The organism is Achromobacter sp. Marseille-Q0513 (genome assembly GCF_018195695.1).
In the GTDB taxonomy this organism is placed as follows: Bacteria; Pseudomonadota; Gammaproteobacteria; order Burkholderiales; family Burkholderiaceae_B; genus Achromobacter.
In genome coordinates, this window is sequence record NZ_JAGTJY010000115.1 from 1 (window position 1) to 19,155 (window position 19,155).

The 19,155-nt window shown below is 69.6% G+C and carries 19 protein-coding genes; 15 read left to right on the top strand and 4 right to left on the bottom strand.

What is annotated here, in order from left to right:
* Positions 1-40 precede the first annotated feature (40 nt).
* From KDH83_RS20495 to KDH83_RS20505, 3 genes are all read left to right on the top strand, one after another.
* Positions 41-601 carry a 5'-3'-deoxyribonucleotidase gene (locus tag KDH83_RS20495; RefSeq protein WP_212319280.1) on the top strand — a complete coding sequence of 187 codons (561 nt, stop codon included), beginning with the start codon at positions 41-43 and terminating at the stop codon, positions 599-601.
* A gap of 179 nt (positions 602-780) precedes the next feature.
* Positions 781-2,118, top strand: a complete 1,338-nt coding sequence (locus KDH83_RS20500; protein ID WP_212319283.1) for a Gfo/Idh/MocA family oxidoreductase — start codon at positions 781-783, stop codon at positions 2,116-2,118.
* Positions 2,119-2,269: 151 nt separating this feature from the next.
* A complete protein-coding gene (locus KDH83_RS20505) occupies positions 2,270-2,482 on the top strand; it encodes an antitoxin VbhA family protein (RefSeq protein ID WP_212319286.1) in 213 nt (70 codons plus the stop codon).
* A 131-nt stretch (positions 2,483-2,613) separates the two neighbouring features.
* On the opposite strand, the gene KDH83_RS20510 is transcribed toward KDH83_RS20505, so the two are convergent.
* Both KDH83_RS20510 and KDH83_RS20515 read right to left on the bottom strand, forming a co-directional pair.
* On the bottom strand, positions 2,614-3,360 hold the full coding sequence (locus KDH83_RS20510; protein WP_103271286.1) for a FadR/GntR family transcriptional regulator: 747 nt from the start codon (positions 3,358-3,360) through the stop codon (positions 2,614-2,616).
* 134 nt (positions 3,361-3,494) lie between these two features.
* Positions 3,495-4,232, bottom strand: a complete 738-nt coding sequence (locus KDH83_RS20515; RefSeq protein WP_212319288.1) for an SDR family NAD(P)-dependent oxidoreductase — start codon at positions 4,230-4,232, stop codon at positions 3,495-3,497.
* A gap of 167 nt (positions 4,233-4,399) precedes the next feature.
* Here KDH83_RS20515 and KDH83_RS20520 point away from each other — a divergent pair, with 167 nt between their 5' ends.
* The 11 genes from KDH83_RS20520 to lpdA all read left to right on the top strand — a co-directional run bounded on the left by KDH83_RS20520 (position 4,400) and on the right by lpdA (position 16,568).
* On the top strand, positions 4,400-5,200 hold the full coding sequence (locus KDH83_RS20520) for a shikimate dehydrogenase (protein WP_212319289.1): 801 nt from the start codon (positions 4,400-4,402) through the stop codon (positions 5,198-5,200).
* A 70-nt stretch (positions 5,201-5,270) separates the two neighbouring features.
* Positions 5,271-6,506 carry a branched-chain amino acid ABC transporter substrate-binding protein gene (locus KDH83_RS20525; protein ID WP_212319290.1) on the top strand — a complete coding sequence of 412 codons (1,236 nt, stop codon included), beginning with the start codon at positions 5,271-5,273 and terminating at the stop codon, positions 6,504-6,506.
* A gap of 139 nt (positions 6,507-6,645) precedes the next feature.
* Positions 6,646-7,587 (top strand): branched-chain amino acid ABC transporter permease, encoded by a 942-nt coding sequence (locus tag KDH83_RS20530; protein WP_212319291.1) that lies wholly within the window; start codon positions 6,646-6,648, stop codon positions 7,585-7,587.
* Positions 7,584-8,864, top strand: coding sequence for a branched-chain amino acid ABC transporter permease (locus KDH83_RS20535; protein WP_212319293.1), 1,281 nt, complete (start codon positions 7,584-7,586; stop codon positions 8,862-8,864). Before KDH83_RS20530 ends, KDH83_RS20535 begins: the two co-directional genes overlap by 4 nt.
* Positions 8,861-9,613 carry an ABC transporter ATP-binding protein gene (locus KDH83_RS20540; protein ID WP_103271292.1) on the top strand — a complete coding sequence of 251 codons (753 nt, stop codon included), beginning with the start codon at positions 8,861-8,863 and terminating at the stop codon, positions 9,611-9,613. The genes KDH83_RS20535 and KDH83_RS20540 overlap by 4 nt, the downstream gene beginning before the upstream one ends.
* 71 nt (positions 9,614-9,684) lie before the next feature.
* Complete coding sequence (locus KDH83_RS20545) at positions 9,685-10,407, top strand: ABC transporter ATP-binding protein (RefSeq protein WP_103276217.1); 723 nt, start codon at positions 9,685-9,687, stop codon at positions 10,405-10,407.
* A gap of 32 nt (positions 10,408-10,439) precedes the next feature.
* On the top strand, positions 10,440-11,228 hold the full coding sequence (locus KDH83_RS20550; RefSeq protein ID WP_212319299.1) for a glucose 1-dehydrogenase: 789 nt from the start codon (positions 10,440-10,442) through the stop codon (positions 11,226-11,228).
* 35 nt (positions 11,229-11,263) lie between these two features.
* A complete protein-coding gene (locus KDH83_RS20555; protein ID WP_212319302.1) occupies positions 11,264-13,447 on the top strand; it encodes a dehydrogenase E1 component subunit alpha/beta in 2,184 nt (727 codons plus the stop codon).
* Complete coding sequence (locus tag KDH83_RS20560; protein WP_212319304.1) at positions 13,444-13,959, top strand: VOC family protein; 516 nt, start codon at positions 13,444-13,446, stop codon at positions 13,957-13,959. The genes KDH83_RS20555 and KDH83_RS20560 overlap by 4 nt, the downstream gene beginning before the upstream one ends.
* Before the next feature lie 9 nt (positions 13,960-13,968).
* Positions 13,969-15,162: a 2-oxo acid dehydrogenase subunit E2 gene (locus KDH83_RS20565; RefSeq protein ID WP_212319306.1), complete on the top strand. Its 1,194-nt coding sequence runs from the start codon at positions 13,969-13,971 to the stop codon at positions 15,160-15,162.
* Between the two features lie 8 nt (positions 15,163-15,170).
* Complete coding sequence (lpdA, locus tag KDH83_RS20570; RefSeq protein ID WP_212319308.1) at positions 15,171-16,568, top strand: dihydrolipoyl dehydrogenase; 1,398 nt, start codon at positions 15,171-15,173, stop codon at positions 16,566-16,568.
* A 144-nt stretch (positions 16,569-16,712) separates the two neighbouring features.
* Here lpdA and KDH83_RS20575 read toward each other — a convergent pair whose 3' ends face one another.
* On the bottom strand, positions 16,713-17,546 hold the full coding sequence (locus KDH83_RS20575; RefSeq protein ID WP_212319310.1) for an aldo/keto reductase: 834 nt from the start codon (positions 17,544-17,546) through the stop codon (positions 16,713-16,715).
* A 103-nt stretch (positions 17,547-17,649) separates the two neighbouring features.
* Here KDH83_RS20575 and KDH83_RS20580 point away from each other — a divergent pair, with 103 nt between their 5' ends.
* Entirely contained in the window at positions 17,650-18,531 is an 882-nt protein-coding gene (locus KDH83_RS20580) for a LysR family transcriptional regulator (RefSeq protein WP_212319312.1), read from the top strand.
* A gap of 54 nt (positions 18,532-18,585) precedes the next feature.
* Here KDH83_RS20580 and KDH83_RS20585 read toward each other — a convergent pair.
* A partial coding sequence (locus KDH83_RS20585; protein WP_212319314.1) for a pyridoxal-phosphate dependent enzyme occupies positions 18,586-19,155 on the bottom strand: 570 nt, incomplete at its 5' end.

The window sequence follows — 19,155 nt, forward strand, 5'->3', positions numbered from 1 at the left end:
CTCTGGCACAATCTGCGGGTCGCAATGACCCGGGATCCCCATGATCATCCTGCTCGACCAAGACGGCGTGCTCGCCGACTTCGAACACGCCTTCATCGACGCCTGGCGCGCCCGCCACCCCGACATCGCGCCGGTGGCCTTCGACGACCGCAAGTCCTTCTACATCCGCGAGGACTACGCGCCCGAGCTGCGCGCCATGGCCGAAGCCATCTACACCGCGCCCGGCTTCATCCGCAGCCTGCCGCCCGTGCCCGGCGCGCTGGACGCCGTGACGGAACTGCTGGCGCTGGGCATGGATGTGCGCATCTGCACCTCGCCGCTGTCGCAATTCGAGAACTGCGTGGCGGAGAAATACCTGTGGGTGGAAAAGCACCTGGGCCGCGACGCCACCAACCGGCTGATCCTGACCAAGGACAAGACCCTGGTCCACGGCAGCCTGCTGATCGACGACAAGCCGCACATCCAGGGCGCGGTCAAGCCGCGCTGGAAACACATCCTGTTCGACGCGCCCTACAACCGCGAAGTCACCGACCGCCCCCGCATCACCTGGAGCAACTGGCGCAACGTGCTGGCGGGCGAGCTGTATACGGCGGACGAGTAAGTCCGCGCCTGGCGCGCTCCCTGTCGGCAGCCCTGGCAAGCCAGCAACCCCGCGCGAGGCCCCGTCCGCCACGCCCGCCGCAGCCGCGGGGGCCGGCAAGTCCCCCGGACGGATGCTATCCAGCGGTCATGATTTGGATCTATCCTGTATGGCGACATGCCCTGGACAGGAGCGTTTCCATGAATCTGCATCGCCTGCTCAAGCAGCGGGAAGCCGACAAGAAACCCTTGCGCGTCGCGCTGCTGGGCGCCGGCAAGTTCGGTTCCATGTTCATGAGCCAGGCCGCGCGCACGCCCGGCCTGCGCCTGGTGGCGGTGGCCGACCTGTCGCCGGGACGGGCGCGCGCCGCGCTGACCCGGGTGGGCTGGCCGGCGGCCGCGCTCAACGCCGAGAGCACCGCCGACGCGCTCAAGAACGGCAAGGTCTATTTCACCGACGACACCGATGCCGTCATCGCCAGCCCCGACGTCGAGATCGTGGTCGACGCGACCGGCCAGGCGGCCGCCGGCGTCGAGCACGTGCTGGCGTGCTGCCAACACGGCAAGCACATCATCATGGTCAACGTCGAGGCCGACGCGCTGGCCGGGCCGCTGCTGGCGCGCCGCGCGCGCGAGGCCGGCATCGTCTATTCGCTGGCCTACGGCGACCAGCCCGCGCTGATCTGCGAAATGGTCGACTGGGCGCGCGCCTGCGGCTTCGAGGTCATGGCCGCCGGCAAGGGCACCAAGTACCTGCCCGAATTCCATACTTCCACGCCCGACACGGTCTGGCCGTACTACGGCTTCACCGCCGAGATGGTGGCCGCCGGCGATTTCAACGCGCAGATGTTCAACAGCTTCCTGGACGGCACCAAGAGCGCCATCGAGATGGCCGCCGTGTCCAACGCCACCGGCCTGCAGCCCTCGCCGTCCGGCCTGCACTTCCCGCCCTGCGGCGTGGACGACCTGGCGCGCGTGCTGCGGCCGCGCGAGGACGGCGGCATCCTGCACCATCGCGGGCAGGTGGAAGTGGTGTCCTCGCTGGAGCGCGACGGCCGCCCGGTGTTCCGAGACCTGCGCTGGGGCGTGTACGTGACGCTGGCGGCCGACAGCGACTACGTGCGCCGCTGCTTCAAGGAATACGGACTGGTCACCGATCCCGGCGGCAACTACACCGCCATGTACAAGCCCCATCACCTTCTGGGCCTGGAGCTGGGCGTCAGCGTGGCCAGCGTCGGCCTGCGCCGCGAACCCACCGGCGCGCCGGCTGGCTGGCATGGCGACGTGGTGGCCACCGCCAAGCGCGACCTGCCCGCCGGACAGGCGCTGGACGGCGAAGGCGGCTACACGGTATATGGCCGGCTGATGCCGGCGCGCGATTCGGTCGAGGAAGGCTACCTGCCGCTGGGCCTGTCGCACCAGGTCAAGCTCAAGCACGCCGTGCGCCAGTCGCAGCCGATACGCTGGCGCGATGTGGAATACGACGAGCAGTCCACGGCCTTGCGCTTCCGGCGGGAGATGGAGCAGATCTTCGCGTAGGGCTGCTGCGGCGCGAAGACCGACTTGCCCAGGTCAGCGTTATTTCAGTGCGCTCGGCGTTGCGCTGCAATTCGTGAGCCTGCCCTGCACGGCAGGTACATTGCCCCTATGCTGCACGCAAGATAATGGGATCGGAATACGGAGGCCACCCATGCCAAACTCGAACGATCTTTCACTGCGAGACCGCCAACGCGCGTTCAGCAACGCCCTGGCGAACCAACGCTTGGCGGGCCAGGAGCCCGATCCGCGAACTGTTGCTGAACTGGCCCTCGTCGTCAACGGCGAGCTGACGATCGAAACGGTGCTGGAACGTGTAAGAGCACGAATTGCAGCCGGCGATTTCGGTCAGAAACCCGACCGATAAACTGGCATTTTCTTACCACCCAAGATATGGAATCGCGGGCCCGCCGGCCCGCTTCATCCACGACAGCATCGTCGATTCCAGTCCGGGGCGTTGGCGCTGCCCATCGACAATCTGAACCCGGCTCCAATACCTCAAACCGGCGCCGGACGCTCCGCCTGGAACAGCCGCAGCCGATCCGCCGCATTGCGCAGATGCTGTTCCGCCGCGCGGCCAGCCGCGTCGGGATCCCCTGCCTCGATGGCCGCGAAGATCGCCTGGTGTTCGCTCTGCACCGCCGCCATGCGCTCGGTGTACATGCGCGCGGTGTTGTTGCGCGCGCTGCGGATCACGCGGCGCACGTTGGCTTCCAGGTAGTCGTTCAGCGCCACCAGGTGCGGGTTGTGGGTGGCCTGCACGATGGCGAGGTGGAACTGGTAGTCCTCTTCGTCGCCCAGCTTGTCGTTGACCAGCGCGTATTCCATGCCGACCAGCGCCTGCTTCATCTTCTTCAGGTCCTGGTCGCCACGGCGCTGCGCGGCGTAGCGCGCCGCCGTCACCTCGATGGACAGCATCAGTTCCAGGATATGTTCCAGCTCCTGGCTGTCGCCCGGCGCGGGCGCGGCGATGCGGAAGGCGTTCTTCTGGAAGTTGGGGTCCACGAACACGCCGCTGCCTTGCTGCGAGGTGACCAGGCCCTCGGACTTCAGGCGGGCCAGGGCCTCGCGCACCACGGCGCGGCTGACGGCGTAGATCTCGGTCAGCTGCTTCTCGGTGGGCAGGCGGTCGCCGGGCGCGAGCGCGCCCTGGCGGATCTGTTCGGCCAGGGCGTCGGCCACTGACGCGGACAGCGAACTGCGGGGCGCGGCGCGCGCGGAATCCTGATCTTGACTGGGCTGCATAGGGAAACGTGAAGATTCGGCGGCTCGCGGGGCGGCCGCCTTGGGCTTATAGGAATGTCTCGACGTTCTGTTGCGGCGGACGCCTGCGAAAAGTATAGGGTTTGCCGGTATGCCGGGCGCCGCCGCACTGCACTTTACGCGATATAGATGCCCCCGTTCACCTGCATGACCTCACCGGTCACGAAGGCCGCCAGCGGCGAGCACAGGAAGGCGATCGGGCCGGCGATTTCCTCGGCCGAGCCGAAACGGCGCAGCGGCGTGCTGGCCAGCAGCTGGTCGCCCTTCTGGCCGATCAGGTCGTTGGTCATGGAGGTGGCGATGATGCCGGGCGCGACCGCGTTCACGCGCACCTTGGGCGCCAGCTCCAGCGCCAGGCTGCGGGTGAAGCTCTGCACCGCGCCCTTGGACGCCGAATAGGCGGCGTGCGCGTAGCTGCCGCGCTGGGCCGCCAGCGAGGTCAGCAGCACGATGGAGCCGTTCTCGCGCAGGTGGCGCTCGGCGGCGCGGCAGACGTAGAAGGTGCCGTCCAGGTTCACGCCCATCAGCTTCTTCCAGCCCTGGTCGGTGGTGTCGCGCACCAGGCTTTCCGGATAGATGCCGGCGCAGTGCACCAAGTGGTCCAGCCCGCCGAAGTCCTGAGCGGCCTGGGCCAGCGCCCGGTCACAGTCGGTCGAGGACGACACGTCCAGCGCGTAGGCGCGCACGCGCTCGCCGCTGGAATCCAGCTCGGCCGCCACCTGTGCCAGGCGCGCGCCGTCGATGTCGGTCAATGCCAGGCGCGCGCCATGCGCGGCCATCAGCCTGGCCGTGGCCAGCCCGATGCCGTTGCCCGCGCCCGTGATGGCGATCACCTGCTGTTCGAATGAAATCATCTTGTCTCCGTCTGCTTGACACGGCAAAAACGCTTGCCCTATGATTTATCGGACAACTTAATAAAGTTGCCTGACAACTTGCTTGAAAGCGTAAATCACTTGGCGCGAACAGGCAAGCGGATCAGAAAACACGGCGCCAAGCCGCAGGACAGGCAGGGGACAATCAGGTGGAAATCACCGGCAGCACAACCGTATACGCGATCGCGGCGGACCCGATCGCGCACGTCAAGACGCCGCAGCGGCTCAACGCCCTGCTGCGCGAGCGCGGCGCCGACGGCGTCATGGTCCCTTTCCACGTCTCGCCCGACGGCCTGCCGGCGCTGTTCGCCGGCCTGCGCGGCTTGCGCAACCTGGGCGGGCTGGTCGTCACCGTGCCCCACAAGGAACAGGCCGCCGTCCTGTGCGACGAGATCACGCCGGCCGCGCGCCTGATCGGCGCCGTCAACGCGATCCGCCTGCGCGACGGCAAGCTGGCCGGCGGCAATTTCGACGGGCTGGGCTTCGTGGCCGGCCTGCGCGCCCAGGGCCATGAGCCCGCCGGCCGCCGCGTCTACCTGGCCGGCCTGGGCGGCGCGGGCAAGGCCATCGCCTGTGCCCTGGCCGAAGCCGGCCCGGCCCGCCTGGACCTGTACAACCGTTCCCCCGAACGCGCCCGCGAATTCGCCGCGCGCCTGTCGGCCGCCTACCCCGCGCTGGACATCCGCCTGGCCGACGCCGCGCCCGGCGTCGATTGCGAGATCGCCGTCAACGCCACTTCGCTGGGCCTGTCCGACACCGATCCCCTGCCCTTCCCCCTTGATGCGCTGCCCGTCGGCGCGGTCGTGGCCGACGCCGTGATGAGCCGCGTCGACACGCCGCTGCTGCGCGCCGCCGCCGCGCGCGGCCTGCGCACGCACGCCGGCCTGCACATGCTGGAAGGACAGATCGCCGAGATTGCCCGCTACCTGGGCATACCGGAGTCGCGCTAGGGTCCGCCCCGCCAGCGCGCTCGCTTGATCCACGGATTCACCACACTCCCGTTCCACGGAGGAGACACGCATGAAATTGGCTTTCACCACCGGCCTGCTGTGCCTGGCCGGCATCGCCGCCTCGGCGCAGGCCGCGCCCGTCAAGATCGGCCTGATCGAGACGCTGTCCGGCCCGCAGGCCTCGACCGGCCTGATCTTCCGCGCCGCGGTCAAGTACCAGCTGGACCGCATCAACGCCGCCGGCGGCTGGAACGGCCAGCCGCTGGAACTGGTCGAGTTCGACAACCAGGGCGGCCCGGTGGGCGCGTCCGACCGCTTCCGCGCGGCCGCCGCCGAAGGCGTGCAGATCCTGGTGCAGGGTTCCTCGTCCGCCATTTCCGGCCAGCTGACCGAAGACGTGCGCAAGCACAACCTGCGCAATCCCGGCAAGGAAGTGCTGTTCCTGAACGTGGGCGGCGAGGCGCTGGAACTGACCGGCCAGAAGTGCCACTTCTACCATTTCCGCTTCGCCACCAACGCCGACCTGCGCGTCAAGGCGCTGACCTCGGTCATGTCGGCCGACGGCACGCTGGGCAAGCGCGTCTACGCCATCAACCAGAACTATTCCTGGGGCCAGGACATGGAAGGCGCCACCGAGCGCTTCGCCAAGCAGTACGGCTATGAAGTGGTCGGCAAGACCTTGCACGAGGTCAACAAGATCCAGGACTTCGCGCCCTATGTCGCGCGCATCCGCTCGGCCAATCCCGACACCGTCATCACCGGCAACTGGTCCAACGACCTGCTGCTGCTGATGAAGGCCACCCAGGCCGCCGGCCTGAAGGTGCGCTTCGCCACCGTGTTCCTGGACCAGGTGGGCAACCTGGCCAACGCCGGCGAAGTCGCGCTGGGCCACTACATCGCCCACCCGTACAACATCGAGGCCGCCGGCGAGGAAGGCGCCAAGTTCGCCGAGGACTACAAGGCCAAGACCGGCCACTACCCCAGCTACACCGAGCCGCAGACCGTGATCGGCGTCACCTTCCTGGGCGAGGCGCTCAAGCAGGTCAAGCCGCAGGACGGCAAGCTGTCGGTGCCGGAACTGGCCAAGGCGCTGGAGAAGGTCACCTACACCTCGTCGCTGGGCACCTACACCATGCGCGCCGAGGACCACCAGGTACAGCTGCCGATGGTGGTGTCCAAGGTCGGCAAGAACGCCAAGTACAAGGCCGACGACACCGACATGGGCTTCGAACCGGTCAAGGTGCTGAGCGCCGCCGACGTGTCGGCGCCGGTGCAGTCCACTTGCAAGATGGTCCGCCCGAACTGATGCGGCTGGGGGCGGGCCGCGCTCGCGGCCCGTCCGATCACCCGCAGGAAACAACGCCCGCCGGCGCGGGGCCGGCCACAACAGGGCGCGATGGATCGCGCGGCGCATCGCGCCCGCGCGCAGGATTTATGGAGCGGACATGGAATACTTTACCGTCTCGCTGTTGAACGGCGTGATTTACGGCCTGCTGCTGTTCATGGTGTCGGCAGGCCTGACACTGATTTTCGGGATGATGGGCGTGCTGAACTTCGCGCACGCCTCGTTCTACATGATAGGCGCCTATGCCGCCTATACCTTGACCCCGGTCACGGGCTTCTGGGCCGCGCTGGCGCTGGCCACCGTGATCTCGGGCGCGCTGGGCATGGCGGTGGAGCGCTACTTCCTGCGCCGCGTGCACAAGTTCGGCCACGCGCAGGAATTGCTGGTCACCTTCGGCCTGGCCTTCATCGTGGCCGAGCTGGTCAAGCTGTTCTACGGCGACTTCCCGGTCGACTACCGCGTGCCGCAGTTCCTGAACTTCGCGGCCTTCCGCGTGTTCGACGCCGACTACCCCTTCTACCGCCTGCTGATGGGCGGCGTGTCGCTGGCCATGTTCGCGGCGATCTACCTGCTGCTGTCGCGCACCCGCGTCGGCATCGTGGTGCGCTCGGCCATCTACCGCCCGCGCATGGCCGAGGCGCTGGGCCACAACGTGCCGCTGGTGTTCATGAGCGTGTTCGGCGTGGGCGCGGCCATGGCCGGCCTGGCCGGCGCGGTGGCCGGCGCCTTCTACACCACCAACCCCAACATGGCGCTGGAACTGGGCGTGCTGGTGTTCGTGGTGGTGGTCGTAGGCGGACTGGGCTCGCTCGGCGGCGCCATGATCGCCTCGCTGCTGATCGGCCTGATCAGCTCTTTCTCGGTCGGCATCGACGCCAGCCTGGCCACGCTGTTCGGCCTGTTCGGCGCCGGTGAGTGGGCCGAGAGCGTGGGCGGATTGATGACAGTGAAGATATCCAGCCTGGCGGCGACCCTGCCCTTCCTGCTGATGCTGGTGGTGCTGCTGGTCAAGCCTTCGGGCCTGAAGGGAGAACAGGCATGAGCCAATCGACAACCCATGCCCGCCGCGCCTCGGGCGCGCTGTTGCTGATCCTGTGCGTGGCCGCGCTGTGCGCGCTGCCCTGGCTGCTGCCCCCGGGCCAGCTGGTGGCCGCGGTGCAGATGCTGATCGCGGCGCTATTCGCCTGCGCCTTCAACCTGCTGGCCGGCCAGGGCGGCATGCTGTCCTTCGGCCACGCCGCCTACTTCGGCGTCGGCACCTTCGCCACCATCCATGCCATGAACGCGCTGGGCGGCGCCGGGCTGCTGCCCACGCCGCTGATGCCGCTGGTCGGCGGCGTGGCCGGCCTGCTGTTCGGGCTGGTCGCGGGCTGGTTCGCCACCATGCGGTCGGGCGTGTATTTCTCGATGATCACGCTGGCCCTGGCCGAGCTGCTGCACGCGCTGGCGCCGCACCTGAAGGGTGTGTTCGGCGGCGAGGCCGGCCTGTCGGCCATGCGCATGCCGGCCTGGGGCTTCTCGTTCGGCTCGGACATCGAGGTCTATTTCCTGGTGCTGGCCTGGGTGCTGGTGTCGCTGGCGGCGCTGTACGGCCTGACCCGCACGCCGCTGGGCCGGCTCACGCTGGGCCTGCGCGAGAACGCGCACCGCCTGCGCTACCTGGGCTACCGTCCGCACACGCTCAAGACGCTGGTGTTCGCGCTGTCCGCCATGTTCGCCGGCATCGCCGGCGGCCTGCAGGCGCTCAACATCGAGGCCGGCAACTACGTGCTGTTCGAGGTCAAGCTGTCCACCGACGCGGTGCTGTTCGCCTACATCGGCGGCGTCAACGCCTTCCTGGGTCCGGTGCTGGGCGCTTCCATCCTGACCTTCCTGTCGCAGACGCTGGCCGACATCACCCGTTCGTGGCTGCTGTACCAGGGCATCCTGTTCGTGCTGGTGATGCTGTTCGTGCCGGACGGCCTGGTCGGCCTGGTGCAGCGCGCCGCCCGCTCGCTGCGCGAGCGCGGACTGGCCGACTGGCTGCCGCGCGCCGCCGTGTCGGCGGCCGGCGGCCTGCTGCTGACGGCCGGCACGGTCTTCACGGTGGAACTGCTGCAACGCATGTTCGCCCGCGACTACCGCTCGCTGCTGGCCCTGAACCCCGACGCCGGCTGGCCGGCCATTTCCCTGTTCGGCCGCGAATGGGCGCCGCTGGCGCTGTCGACCTGGCTGATTCCGCTGGCGCTGCTGGTCGCGGGCCTCCTGGCCTGCCGCTGGGCGCTGGCGCTGTGGCGCGACGGCGACTCGGCCGCCCCCGCCCTGGAGACGGCGCAATGAACCACGACATCCTCACTCTCACCGACGTGCGCAAGTCCTTCGGCGACGCGCAGATCATCCGCGGCGTGAACCTGGCGGTGCGCGCCGGCGAACGCCACGCGGTCATCGGTCCCAACGGCGCCGGCAAGTCCACGCTGTTTCACCTGATGTCGGGCTCGTTCGCGCCGACGTCCGGCGACATCAGCCTGCAATCGCGCGCCATCGGCGGCCTGGCGCCCGAGCGCATCAACCGCCTGGGCCTGGCGCGCTCGTTCCAGATCACCAATGTGTTCCCGCGCCTGTCGGTGCGCGAGAACCTGCGGCTGGCGGTGCTGCGCATGCACGGCCTGGTCTACACCTTCTGGCGTCCCATCGCGCGCAACCGCGCCGTCAATGAAGACGTGGACCGCCTGCTGGAAAAGGTGCGGCTGGCGCCGCGCCAGCACGTGGCGGCCGGCGACCTGAACTATTCGGAACAGCGCTCGCTGGAAATCGGCATGACGCTGGCCTCGCGGCCGCGCGTGATCCTGCTGGACGAGCCCATGGCCGGCATGTCGCAGCATGAAGTGGACTACACGGTCGAGCTGATCAAGGACGTGACGCGCGACTGCACGCTGCTGATCGTCGAGCACGACATGCAGGTGGTGTTCTCGCTGGCCGACCGCATCAGCGTGCTGGTGTATGGCGAGATCCTGGCCACCGGCACGCCCGCCGAGATCCGTGGCGACGCCCGCGTGCGCGAGGCCTATCTCGGGGAGGAAGCCGTATGAGCCAGCACGCCACCCATCCCGCCGCCGCCTCCAAGGGGAACAACAACGCGCGCAGCGCGAAGGACGACGCGATGAGCGCGCAAACCGGGGAACTGCTCAGCCTGCGGGGCGTGCACGCCCACTACGGCAAGAGCCACATCCTGCATGGCATCGACCTGGCCATCGGCCGAGGCGAAGTCATCAGCCTGCTGGGCCGCAACGGCGCCGGCCGCTCCACCACCATGAAGAGCATCATGGGCCTGGTGGATGTGACCGGCGGGCAGATCCGCATCGAAGGGCGCGACATCACCAACAAGCGCCCCTTCGAGATCGCCCGCGCGGGCCTGGGTTTCGTGCCCGAGGAACGCGAGGTCTTCGCCAACCTGACGGTGGACGAAAACCTGCGCATGGGCGAGCAGCCGCGCCGCGCCGACGCGCCGTTCTGGACCGTCGAGCAGATGTTCGACTACTTCCCGCGCCTGAAGGAACGGCGCGGCACCCGCGCCGGCAACCTGTCGGGCGGCGAGCAGCAGATGCTGACCATGTGTCGCTCGCTGCTGGGCAATCCCAAGGTCATGCTGATCGACGAGCCGACCGAGGGCCTGGCGCCCAAGATCGTGGAAGTGATCGCCGACGTGATCCGCGACATCCACCAGCGCGGCGTGTCGGTGGTGCTGGTCGAGCAGAAGCTGACCATCGCGCTGAAGGTCTCCACCCGCGTCAGCGTGATGGGCCACGGCCGCATCGTTTTCGAAGGACCGCCCGCCGAGCTGCAGCAGCGCCAGGACGTGGTCCAGGAATGGCTGGCGGTCTAAGCCGCCGCCCACAACCTTCATAGGCAATCATCTTGCAACAGACTCCCGACACCGTGTACGCCGACCTGCGCGGCCAGACCGTCGTCATCACCGGCGGCGCCAAGGGCATCGGCTACGCCGCCGCCCAGGCCTTCGTGCGCCAGGGCGCGCGCGTGGCCCTGCTGGACATGGACGAGGCCGCGCTGGCCGTCGCCGCCCTCGGCCTGCAGGCCGAGGGCGGCGAGGCCCTGGCCTGCCAGGCCTCGGTCACCGACGCCGACGCGGTCGAGCGCGCCTTCGCCCAGGTCGAGCAGGCCTGGGGCCGCATCGACGTGCTGGTCAACAACGCCGGCATCTCGGCCAACAAGCCCACGCTGGAAGTCAGCGCCGAGGAATGGCGCCGCGCCGTGGACATCAACCTGACCGGCGTGTTCCTGTGCGCCCAGGCCGCCGGCCGCCGCATGGTGCCGGCCGGCGCCGGCTGCATCATCAACCTGGCCTCCATGTACGGCGTGGTGGCCGCGCCCGACCGCGCCGCCTACTGCGCCACCAAGGGCGCGGTGGTGCTGCTGACCGAGACGCTGGCCGTGGAATGGGGCCCGCTGGGCGTGCGCGTGAACGCGCTGGCGCCCGGCTACGTCGAGACCGACCTGGTGCGCGACCTGGCCGCGCGCGGCCGCCTCGACCCCGAACGACTGAAGCAGCGCACGCCGCTGCGGCGCCTGGCGCAGCCGGCCGAAATGGCCGACCTGGCGGTGTTCCTGGCCTCGCGCCAGGCCGCCTACATCACCGGACACACCCTGGTGGCAGACGGCGGCTGGAGCCGCTACAGCTACCTCTAAAACACTTCACGCCCGACATTTCTGGAGATTCACTCATGGCCACCCATCACCCGCTTGCGCCGCAAGCGCCCTGGCGCCAACTGACGGTCGACGCCAAGGACTGGCAACAGGCCGATCCGGCGCTGCTGTCCAACATGCTGACGCAGCTGCACTGGATCCGCGCCTTCGAGGAAGCGGTGCTGGAACTGGCCGCCGAAGGCCTGGTGCACGGCCCGGCGCACTCGTCCGTGGGCCAGGAAGGCGGCGCGGTCGGCTCGGTGCTGGCGCTGGGCGCCGGCGACCAGATCAACGGCTCGCACCGCGGCCACCACCAGTTCCTGGCCAAGGCGCTGCAACACGTCGCGCCGCAAGGACTGGACCCGCGCAACCCGATCAACGCCGCCGTCGATGAAGTGCTGCAACGCACGCTGGCCGAGATCATGGGCCTGGCGCAAGGCTATTGCCGTGGCCGTGGCGGCTCCATGCACCTGCGCTGGCTCGAAGCCGGCGCGCTGGGCACCAACGCCATCGTCGGCGGCGGCGTGCCGCTGGCCGCCGGCGCGGGCTGGGCGCACAAGCACGCCGGCACCGACCGCGTGGCCGTGACCTACTTCGGCGACGGCGCGGTCAACATCGGCTCGGTGCTGGAAACCATGAACCTGACCGCGGCCTGGAAGACGCCGCTGTGCTTCTTCATCGAGAACAACCGCTACGCGGTCTCGACCACGGTCGAGGAATCCACCGCCGAACCGCGCCTGTCGGCGCGCGGCCTGGCCTTCAACATCCCGTCGTGGCAGGTGGACGGCATGGATCCGCTGGCCGTGTACCTGGCCATGTCGGAAGCCGTGGCGCACATGCGCGCCGGCAAGGGCCCGACCATCATCGAAGTGGACGTGTACCGCTACTTCCACCAGAACGGCCCCTTCCCCGGCAGCGCCTTCGGCTACCGCAGCAAGGACGAGGAAGCGCAATGGCGCCGCCGCGACCCGCTGGACAAGGTCGCCGCCGAGATGATCGGCCGCGAGCTCATCACCCAGGCTGAAGTCGACGCGCTGCGCCAGCGCTGCAAGGACGTGATGAAGGACGTGGCCGGCCGCCTGACCGAGGCCGCCGACGGCGGCAAGCGCCGCGTGCGCGCCGATCTGTGGCCCAGCCCGGACTTCCGCGACGTGGGCCTGCGCAGCGACGGCTCGGAACTGGCCGGCCTGCGCTACCAGGAAGCCTCGGAACACGCCGGCGAGCGGGTCGAGCGCAAGTTCGTCGACGCCGTCGCCGACGTGCTGGACCGCCGCATGGAAACCGATCCCGGCGTGGTGGTGCTGGGCGAGGACGTGCACCGCCTGAAGGGCGGCACCAACGGCGCCACGCGCGGCCTGAAGGACAAGTATCCGGACCGCGTGCTGGGCACCCCGATCTCCGAGAACGCCTTCGCCGGCCTGGGCGGCGGCCTGGCCATGGACGGCCGCTACCGTCCGATCGTCGAATTCATGTACCCCGACTTCATGTGGGTCGCGGCCGACCAGGTCTTCAACCAGATCGGCAAGGCCCGCCACATGTTCGGCGGCGACATCGACGTGCCCTTCGTGCTGCGCACCAAGGTCGCCATGGGCACGGGCTACGGCTCGCAGCACTCGATGGACCCGGCCGGCATCTTCGCCACTGCGCCCGGCTGGCGCATCGTGGCGCCGTCCACGCCCTACGACTACGTCGGCCTGATGAACACCGCGCTGGCATCCAAGGATCCGGTGCTGGTCATCGAGCACGTGGACCTGTACGGCTCGTCGGGCGAAGTGCCGACGGGCGACCTGGACTACGCCATTCCCTTCGGCAAGGCGCAGGTGCGCCGCCAGGGCGGCAAGGTCACCATCCTGACCTACCTGTCCATGGTCAGCCGCGCGCTCAAGGCCGCCGAGGCCGCCGGCGTCGATGCCGAGATCATCGACCTGCGCACGCTGGACCGCGCCAGCCTGGACTGGGACACCATCGGCGAGAGCATCAAGAAGACCAACAACGTGCTGATCGTTGAACAGGGCGCGCGCGGCACGTCCTACGGCGCCATGCTGGCCGACGAGATCCAGCGCCGCTGGTTCGACTGGCTGGACCAGCCCGTCAAGCGCGTCACCGGCGGCGAGGCCTCGCCCAGCATCTCCAAGGTGCTGGAACGCGCCGCCTTCGCCGACACCGAAGAAGTCATGGCCGGCCTGGCCGATGTGCTGGCCGACCTGGGAGAGCAGGCATGAACGCGCCCGAACAGGCCCGCCTGGGCATGACGGTGCCGATGGAAGTCGGCATCTGCTGCGCCGACCTGGACAAGATGCTGGCCTTCTACACCGGCGTGCTGGGCCTGGCGCTGGTCAACCGCGTGAGCGTGCCCGCCGACAAGGCGGCCGCCACCGGCCTGACCTCGGCCGGCTACGACGTGGCGCGGCTGCAGACCAGCTACGGCGAGCGCGTCAAGCTGCTGCAGCCCGCCGTGGCGCCCCAGCCGCGCCCGGCCGCCGGCGCCATCCTGGACCGCCAGGGCGCCACCTATCTCACCTTCATCGTGCGCGACCTGCCCGGCGTGGTGCGCCAGCTGCAAGCGCGGGGCGTGACGTTCGACAGCGCGCCCGCGCCGATGGAAGTGCGCCCCGGCACCTGGCTGGCGTTCTTCCGCGATCCCGAAGGCAATGTGCTGGAGCTGGTGGAGTACGACGACCCCGCCGCCTATCGACCCGACCTCCAGCCCGACACGGCCGCCGCCGCTGAATAGGACATCAACGTGGCATACCTCATCAAGCTTCCCTCCGTGGCCGCCGACACCTCGGGCGGCAATCTGCACCAGTGGCTCAAGCAGGAAGGCGACACGGTCGCCGTCGGCGACGCGCTGGCCGAAATCGAGACCGAGAAGGCCATCGTCGAGATCAACGCCGAACACACCGGCGTGCTCGGCCGCATCGTCGTGGCCGCCGGCACCGCGTCGGTGCCGGTGAACACCGTGCTGGGCGTGCTGCTGGCCGCCGGCGAGGACGCGTCCGCCATCGAGCGCGCGCTGGCTGAACAGGGCGTGGATCCGAGCGCCGCGCCGGCTGCCTCGGCGCCGGCTGCCGCAGCACCGGCTGCCGCAGCATCGGCTGCCGCAGCGTCGGCTGCCGCAACATCCGCCGCTTCGAGCTGCGCCGCCACGGCGACCTGCGCGCCCGCCACGGCCGCCGCGCCCGCACAAGCCGCCCCGGCCCAGGCCGGCCGCCGCCTGTCCAGCCCGCTGGCGCGCCGCCTGGCCGCGCAATGGGGCGTGGACCTGGCCCACGTGACCGGCAGCGGCCCGCATGGCCGCATCCTGCGCCGCGACGTGGAAGCGGCGCGCAACGCCGCGCCCGCCGCCGGCCAGCCGCAAGCCGCCGCGCCGCGCGCCGCCGGCCGTCGCGTGCCGCACAGCGGCATGCGCCGCGCCATCGCCCGCCGCCTGAGCGAAAGCAAGCAGACCGTGCCGCATTTCTACCTGACGGTGGACTGCCGCATGGACGCGCTGCTGGCGCTGCGCGCGCAGGCCAACCAGGCCGGCACCGTCAAGCTGTCGGTCAACGACTTCATCGTGCGCGCCGCCGCCCAGGCGCTGCGCGACGTGCCGGAAGTCAACGCCAGCTGGCAGGACGACGCCATCGAGTACCACGCCGGCGCCGACATCTCGGTGGCCGTGGCCACCGAGGGCGGGCTGGTGACGCCCATCGTGCGCGACGCCGACGACAAGTCGCTGTCCGCCATCGCCGCCGGTGAATTCCTCGGGCTTCAGGCGGTTGACCTTGGCGCGGCCGAGCGCCGCCCCGTGGTCGGCCCGAACGGCGAGCTGGAAGCCGCCACCGTCATGACGGTGACGCTGTCGGCCGACCACCGCGTGGTCGACGGCGCCGTCGGCGCGCAGTGGCTGGCCGCGTTCCGCGCCCGCATCGAAAACCCCGTCCGCATCCTGCTGTGAGCCACGCCATGACCAAGACGAGTTTCGATGTGGTGGTGGTGGGCGGCGGCCCCGGCGGCTACGTGGCCGCCATCCGCGCCGCGCAGCTGGGCTTGTCGGCCGCGCTGGTCGAGCGCGCCGAGCTGGGCGGCATCTGCCTGAACTGGGGCTGCATTCCGACCAAGGCGCTGCTGCACAGCGCCACCGTGCTGCGCGCCTGCCGCGAGGCCGCGCACTACGGCGTGGCCGGCGCCGACGCCGCGCGCCCGGACCTGCCCGCCATGGTGGCGCGTTCGCGCAAGGTGGCCGGCCGCCTGGGCCAGGGCGTGGCGCACCTGATGAAGAAGAACGGCGTGACGGTGATCCAGGCCAGCGCCCGGCTCGCCGGCGCGGGCAAGCTGGCGCTGGACAACGGCAGCACCCTGTCGGCGCGCCACATCATCCTGGCCACCGGCGCGCGCGCCCGCGAGCTGCCGGCGCTGCCGCTGGGCGAGCGCATCTGGGCCTATCGCCAGGCGCTGGTGCCCGACGCCGTGCCCAAGTCGCTGCTGGTGGTGGGCGCCGGCGCCATCGGCGCGGAGTTCGCCAGCTTCTATCGCGCGGTCGGCGCCGAGGTCACGCTGATCGACATGACCGCCGAGATCCTGCCGCAGGAAGACGCCGAGATCTCGCAGCTGGCGCGCAAGGCCTTCGAGAAACAGGGCATCCGCGTGCTGACGCAATGCGCCGTCACGGCCTCCAGCCCCACCGCCACCGGCGTGAAGGTCACGCTGGAACAGCAGGGCAAGCGCAGCGAGCTGGAAGTCGAGCGCGTCATCGTCGCGGCCGGCATCGTCGGCAACGTCGAGAACCTGGGCCTGGAAGGCACGCGCGTCAAGGTGGAAAAGAGCCACATCGTCACCGACGGCCTGTGCCGCACCGGCGAGCCGGGCGTCTACGCCATCGGCGACGTGGCCGGCGCGCCCTGGCTGGCGCACAAGGCCAGCCACGAGGGCGTGCTGTGCGTGGAAGCCATTGCCGGCAAGCCGGCGCACGCCATCGACCCGCTGCGCATTCCCGCCTGCACCTACTCGCATCCGCAAGTGGCCAGCATCGGCATGACCGAGGCGCGCGCGCGCGAGCATGCCGCCAAGCATGGCGGCGAGATCCGCGTGGGCAAGTTCACCTTCGCCGGCAACGGCAAGGCCATCGCCATGGGCGAGGACCAGGGCCTGGTCAAGACCGTGTTCGATGCCCGCTCCGGCGAGCTGCTGGGCGCGCACATTATCCACCCGGAAGCCTCGGAGCTGATCACCGGCTACGGCGTGGCCACCGCGCTGGAAGCCACCGAGGAAGACCTGATGCACACCGTGTTCGCGCATCCGACGCTGTCGGAAACGCTGCACGAATCGGTGCTGGCGGCCTTCGGGCGGGCGCTGCACGGCTGAACGCGGCGCAACGCGCAAGATCAACGGGGAATGGCTCGCGCCATTCCCCGTTTGCCTTGCATGTCCAGGCGATGCGCTCCGGCTTCAAACCCAGGTTTCAAGCCTGGGATTCAAACGCGGACGCGGCCGGCTGCCGACACGCGATCAATCCCAGTCAGGCGCCAGCCCGTCCGGCGACACCAGCCGGCCGTCCGGCCGCGCCAGCGCGGCGATGCGCGCCATGTCGTCGGCGGACAGCGCGAAATCGAACACGCGCGCATTGGCCTCGGCGCGATCGCGCTGCAAGGTCTTGGTCAGCGTCACCACGTTGTCCTGCTGCACCAGCCAGCGCAAGGCGATCTGCGCCGGCGTCTTGCCCAGGCGCGCGGCGATCTCGCCGATCAGAGGATCGGTCAGCACCTTGCCGTCGGCCATGCCGAAATAGGCCGTCACCGTCATGCCCAGCGCGGCCGCCTCGGCGCGCACCGCGTCCTGGTCCAGGTAGGGATGGAACTCGATCTGATTCGTGACCAGCGGCGCGGCGCTCAGGGCGGCGGCCTCGCGCATCAGCTTGATGTTGAAATTGCTGACGCCGATGTGGCGCGCCCAGCCGCAAGACACGGTCTGGTTCAGCGCGTCGATCTGCTCGGCCAGCGGTGCCTTGTCGCCGGGCCAGTGCAGCAGCAGCAGGTCCACGTAATCGGTGCGCAGCCGCGCCAGGCTTTCCTCGACCGAGCGCAGCAGGTCGGGCGTCCGGTAGTGGTCCACCCAGACCTTGGTGGTCAGGAAGATCTGCTCGCGCGGCACGCCGGCCTCGGCCATGCCACGACCCACGTCGGCCTCGTTGCCATAGATCTGCGCGGTATCGATGTGGCGGTAGCCCAGCTCCAGCGCGGTCCGGGTCATGCGGGCGGTGTCCTCGGCAGGCATGCGGAACACGCCCAGGCCCAGCGCGTGAATCTCGGCGCCTTCGCGGCCCAGGGGTTTGGTGGGGATCATTCGGTTTGCTCCAGCGGGTATCTCAATGGCCGCACATTCTGCGCGCATGGATCATTGAGAAAAACACCGATAAACTCACAATACTTATGCCCTGGAGTCACGAATGTCCCTGAATTCCGACGCCCTGCGCCTGTTCCTGGCCGTGGTGGACGCGGGCACCATGAGCGCGGCCGCCGAGATGCTGGGCCAGACCGCGTCCGGCGTCAGCCGCGGCCTGTCGCGGCTGGAGGAAGACCTGGGCGTGACCCTGCTGACCCGCACCACGCGGCGCATGGAACTGACCGAGGAAGGCGCGCTGTTCCTGCAGAAGGCGCGCGGCATCGTCGCGTCGCTGGAAGAGGCCGAGGAATGCATGCGCATGGTGCACCAGCAGCCCGCCGGCCGGCTGCGGGTCGATGCTTCGGCGCCCGTCATGCTGCACTGCGTGGTGCCGCATGTGGCCGAGTTCCGCCGCGCCTATCCCGCGATCACGCTGGAGCTGACCAGCAACGACCGCATCGTCGACCTGATGGAACACCGCAGCGACGTGGCGCTGCGCGCCGGCCCGCTGACCGATTCCACACTGCACGCCCGCCCGCTGCGCCCCGCGCCGCGCTGGCTGCTGGCCAGCCCCGACTACATCGCGCGCCGGGGCGAGCCGAAGGACGTGGACGAGCTGCTGCAACACGAGCTGCTGGGCTTCACGCAGCCGGAAAGCCTGAACGTCTGGCCGTTGCGCCATGCCGGCGGCTCCAGCTTCGCCATCACGCCCACGCTGGCCACCTCCAGCGGCGAGACCCAGTACCAGCTGGCGCTGCGCGGCGTGGGCATCGCCTGCCTGTCCGACTTCATGGTGCGCGACGAGCTGGCCGACGGCCGGCTGGTGAAGGTGATGGAACACGCTTACACCGACTACCTGCAGCCGCTGAACGCGGTGTACTACCGCAACACGCAGCTGTCGCGGCGCATCGCCTGCTTCCTGGATTTCATCGCGGCGCGGATGTAGGCGCGGAGCCGGGCACGAACGCAGGCGCGGATCCAGGCGAGGCTGGCGCGGCGCTCAGTATTTCAGGCCCGTATCGCACAACACGGTGGCTACCACCGCATCCGCGCGCAGCCGGCCCGATTGCAGCAGCTTCACCGCCGCGCACACATTGGCGGCGGCGGAATAGCCCACGTACAGCCCTTCGCGCACGGCCAGCTTCCGGCGCCACGCCTCGGCTTCCTCGTCCGTCACGGCCAGGCTCAGGTCCATCAGCGACGCATCCCAATGCGGCGGCACCGCGCCGTAGCTGGTGCCCTGGATCAGGTGCCGCGCCTTCGAGACCGGCTGGCCGGCCAGCACTTCGCAGCCCAGCGGCTCGACGGCCGCGCACACGGTCGCCGCGCTGGCGGCCTTCATGGCCCGCGCCACGCCCATGAAGGTGCAGCCCGTGCCCACCGCCGCGACCCAGCCATCGGCGGGCCGGCCCAGCTGTTCCAGGATCTCGCGGCCCGTGCCGGCCTCGTGCGCCGCGATGCACTCGACCGCATTGAACTGGTCCACATAGAATCCGCCGCGCTCGCGCGCCAGCGCGGCGGACCTGGTCCCCCCCCCCTCCCCCGCCGCGCCCCCGGCCGGGCCGCGGCG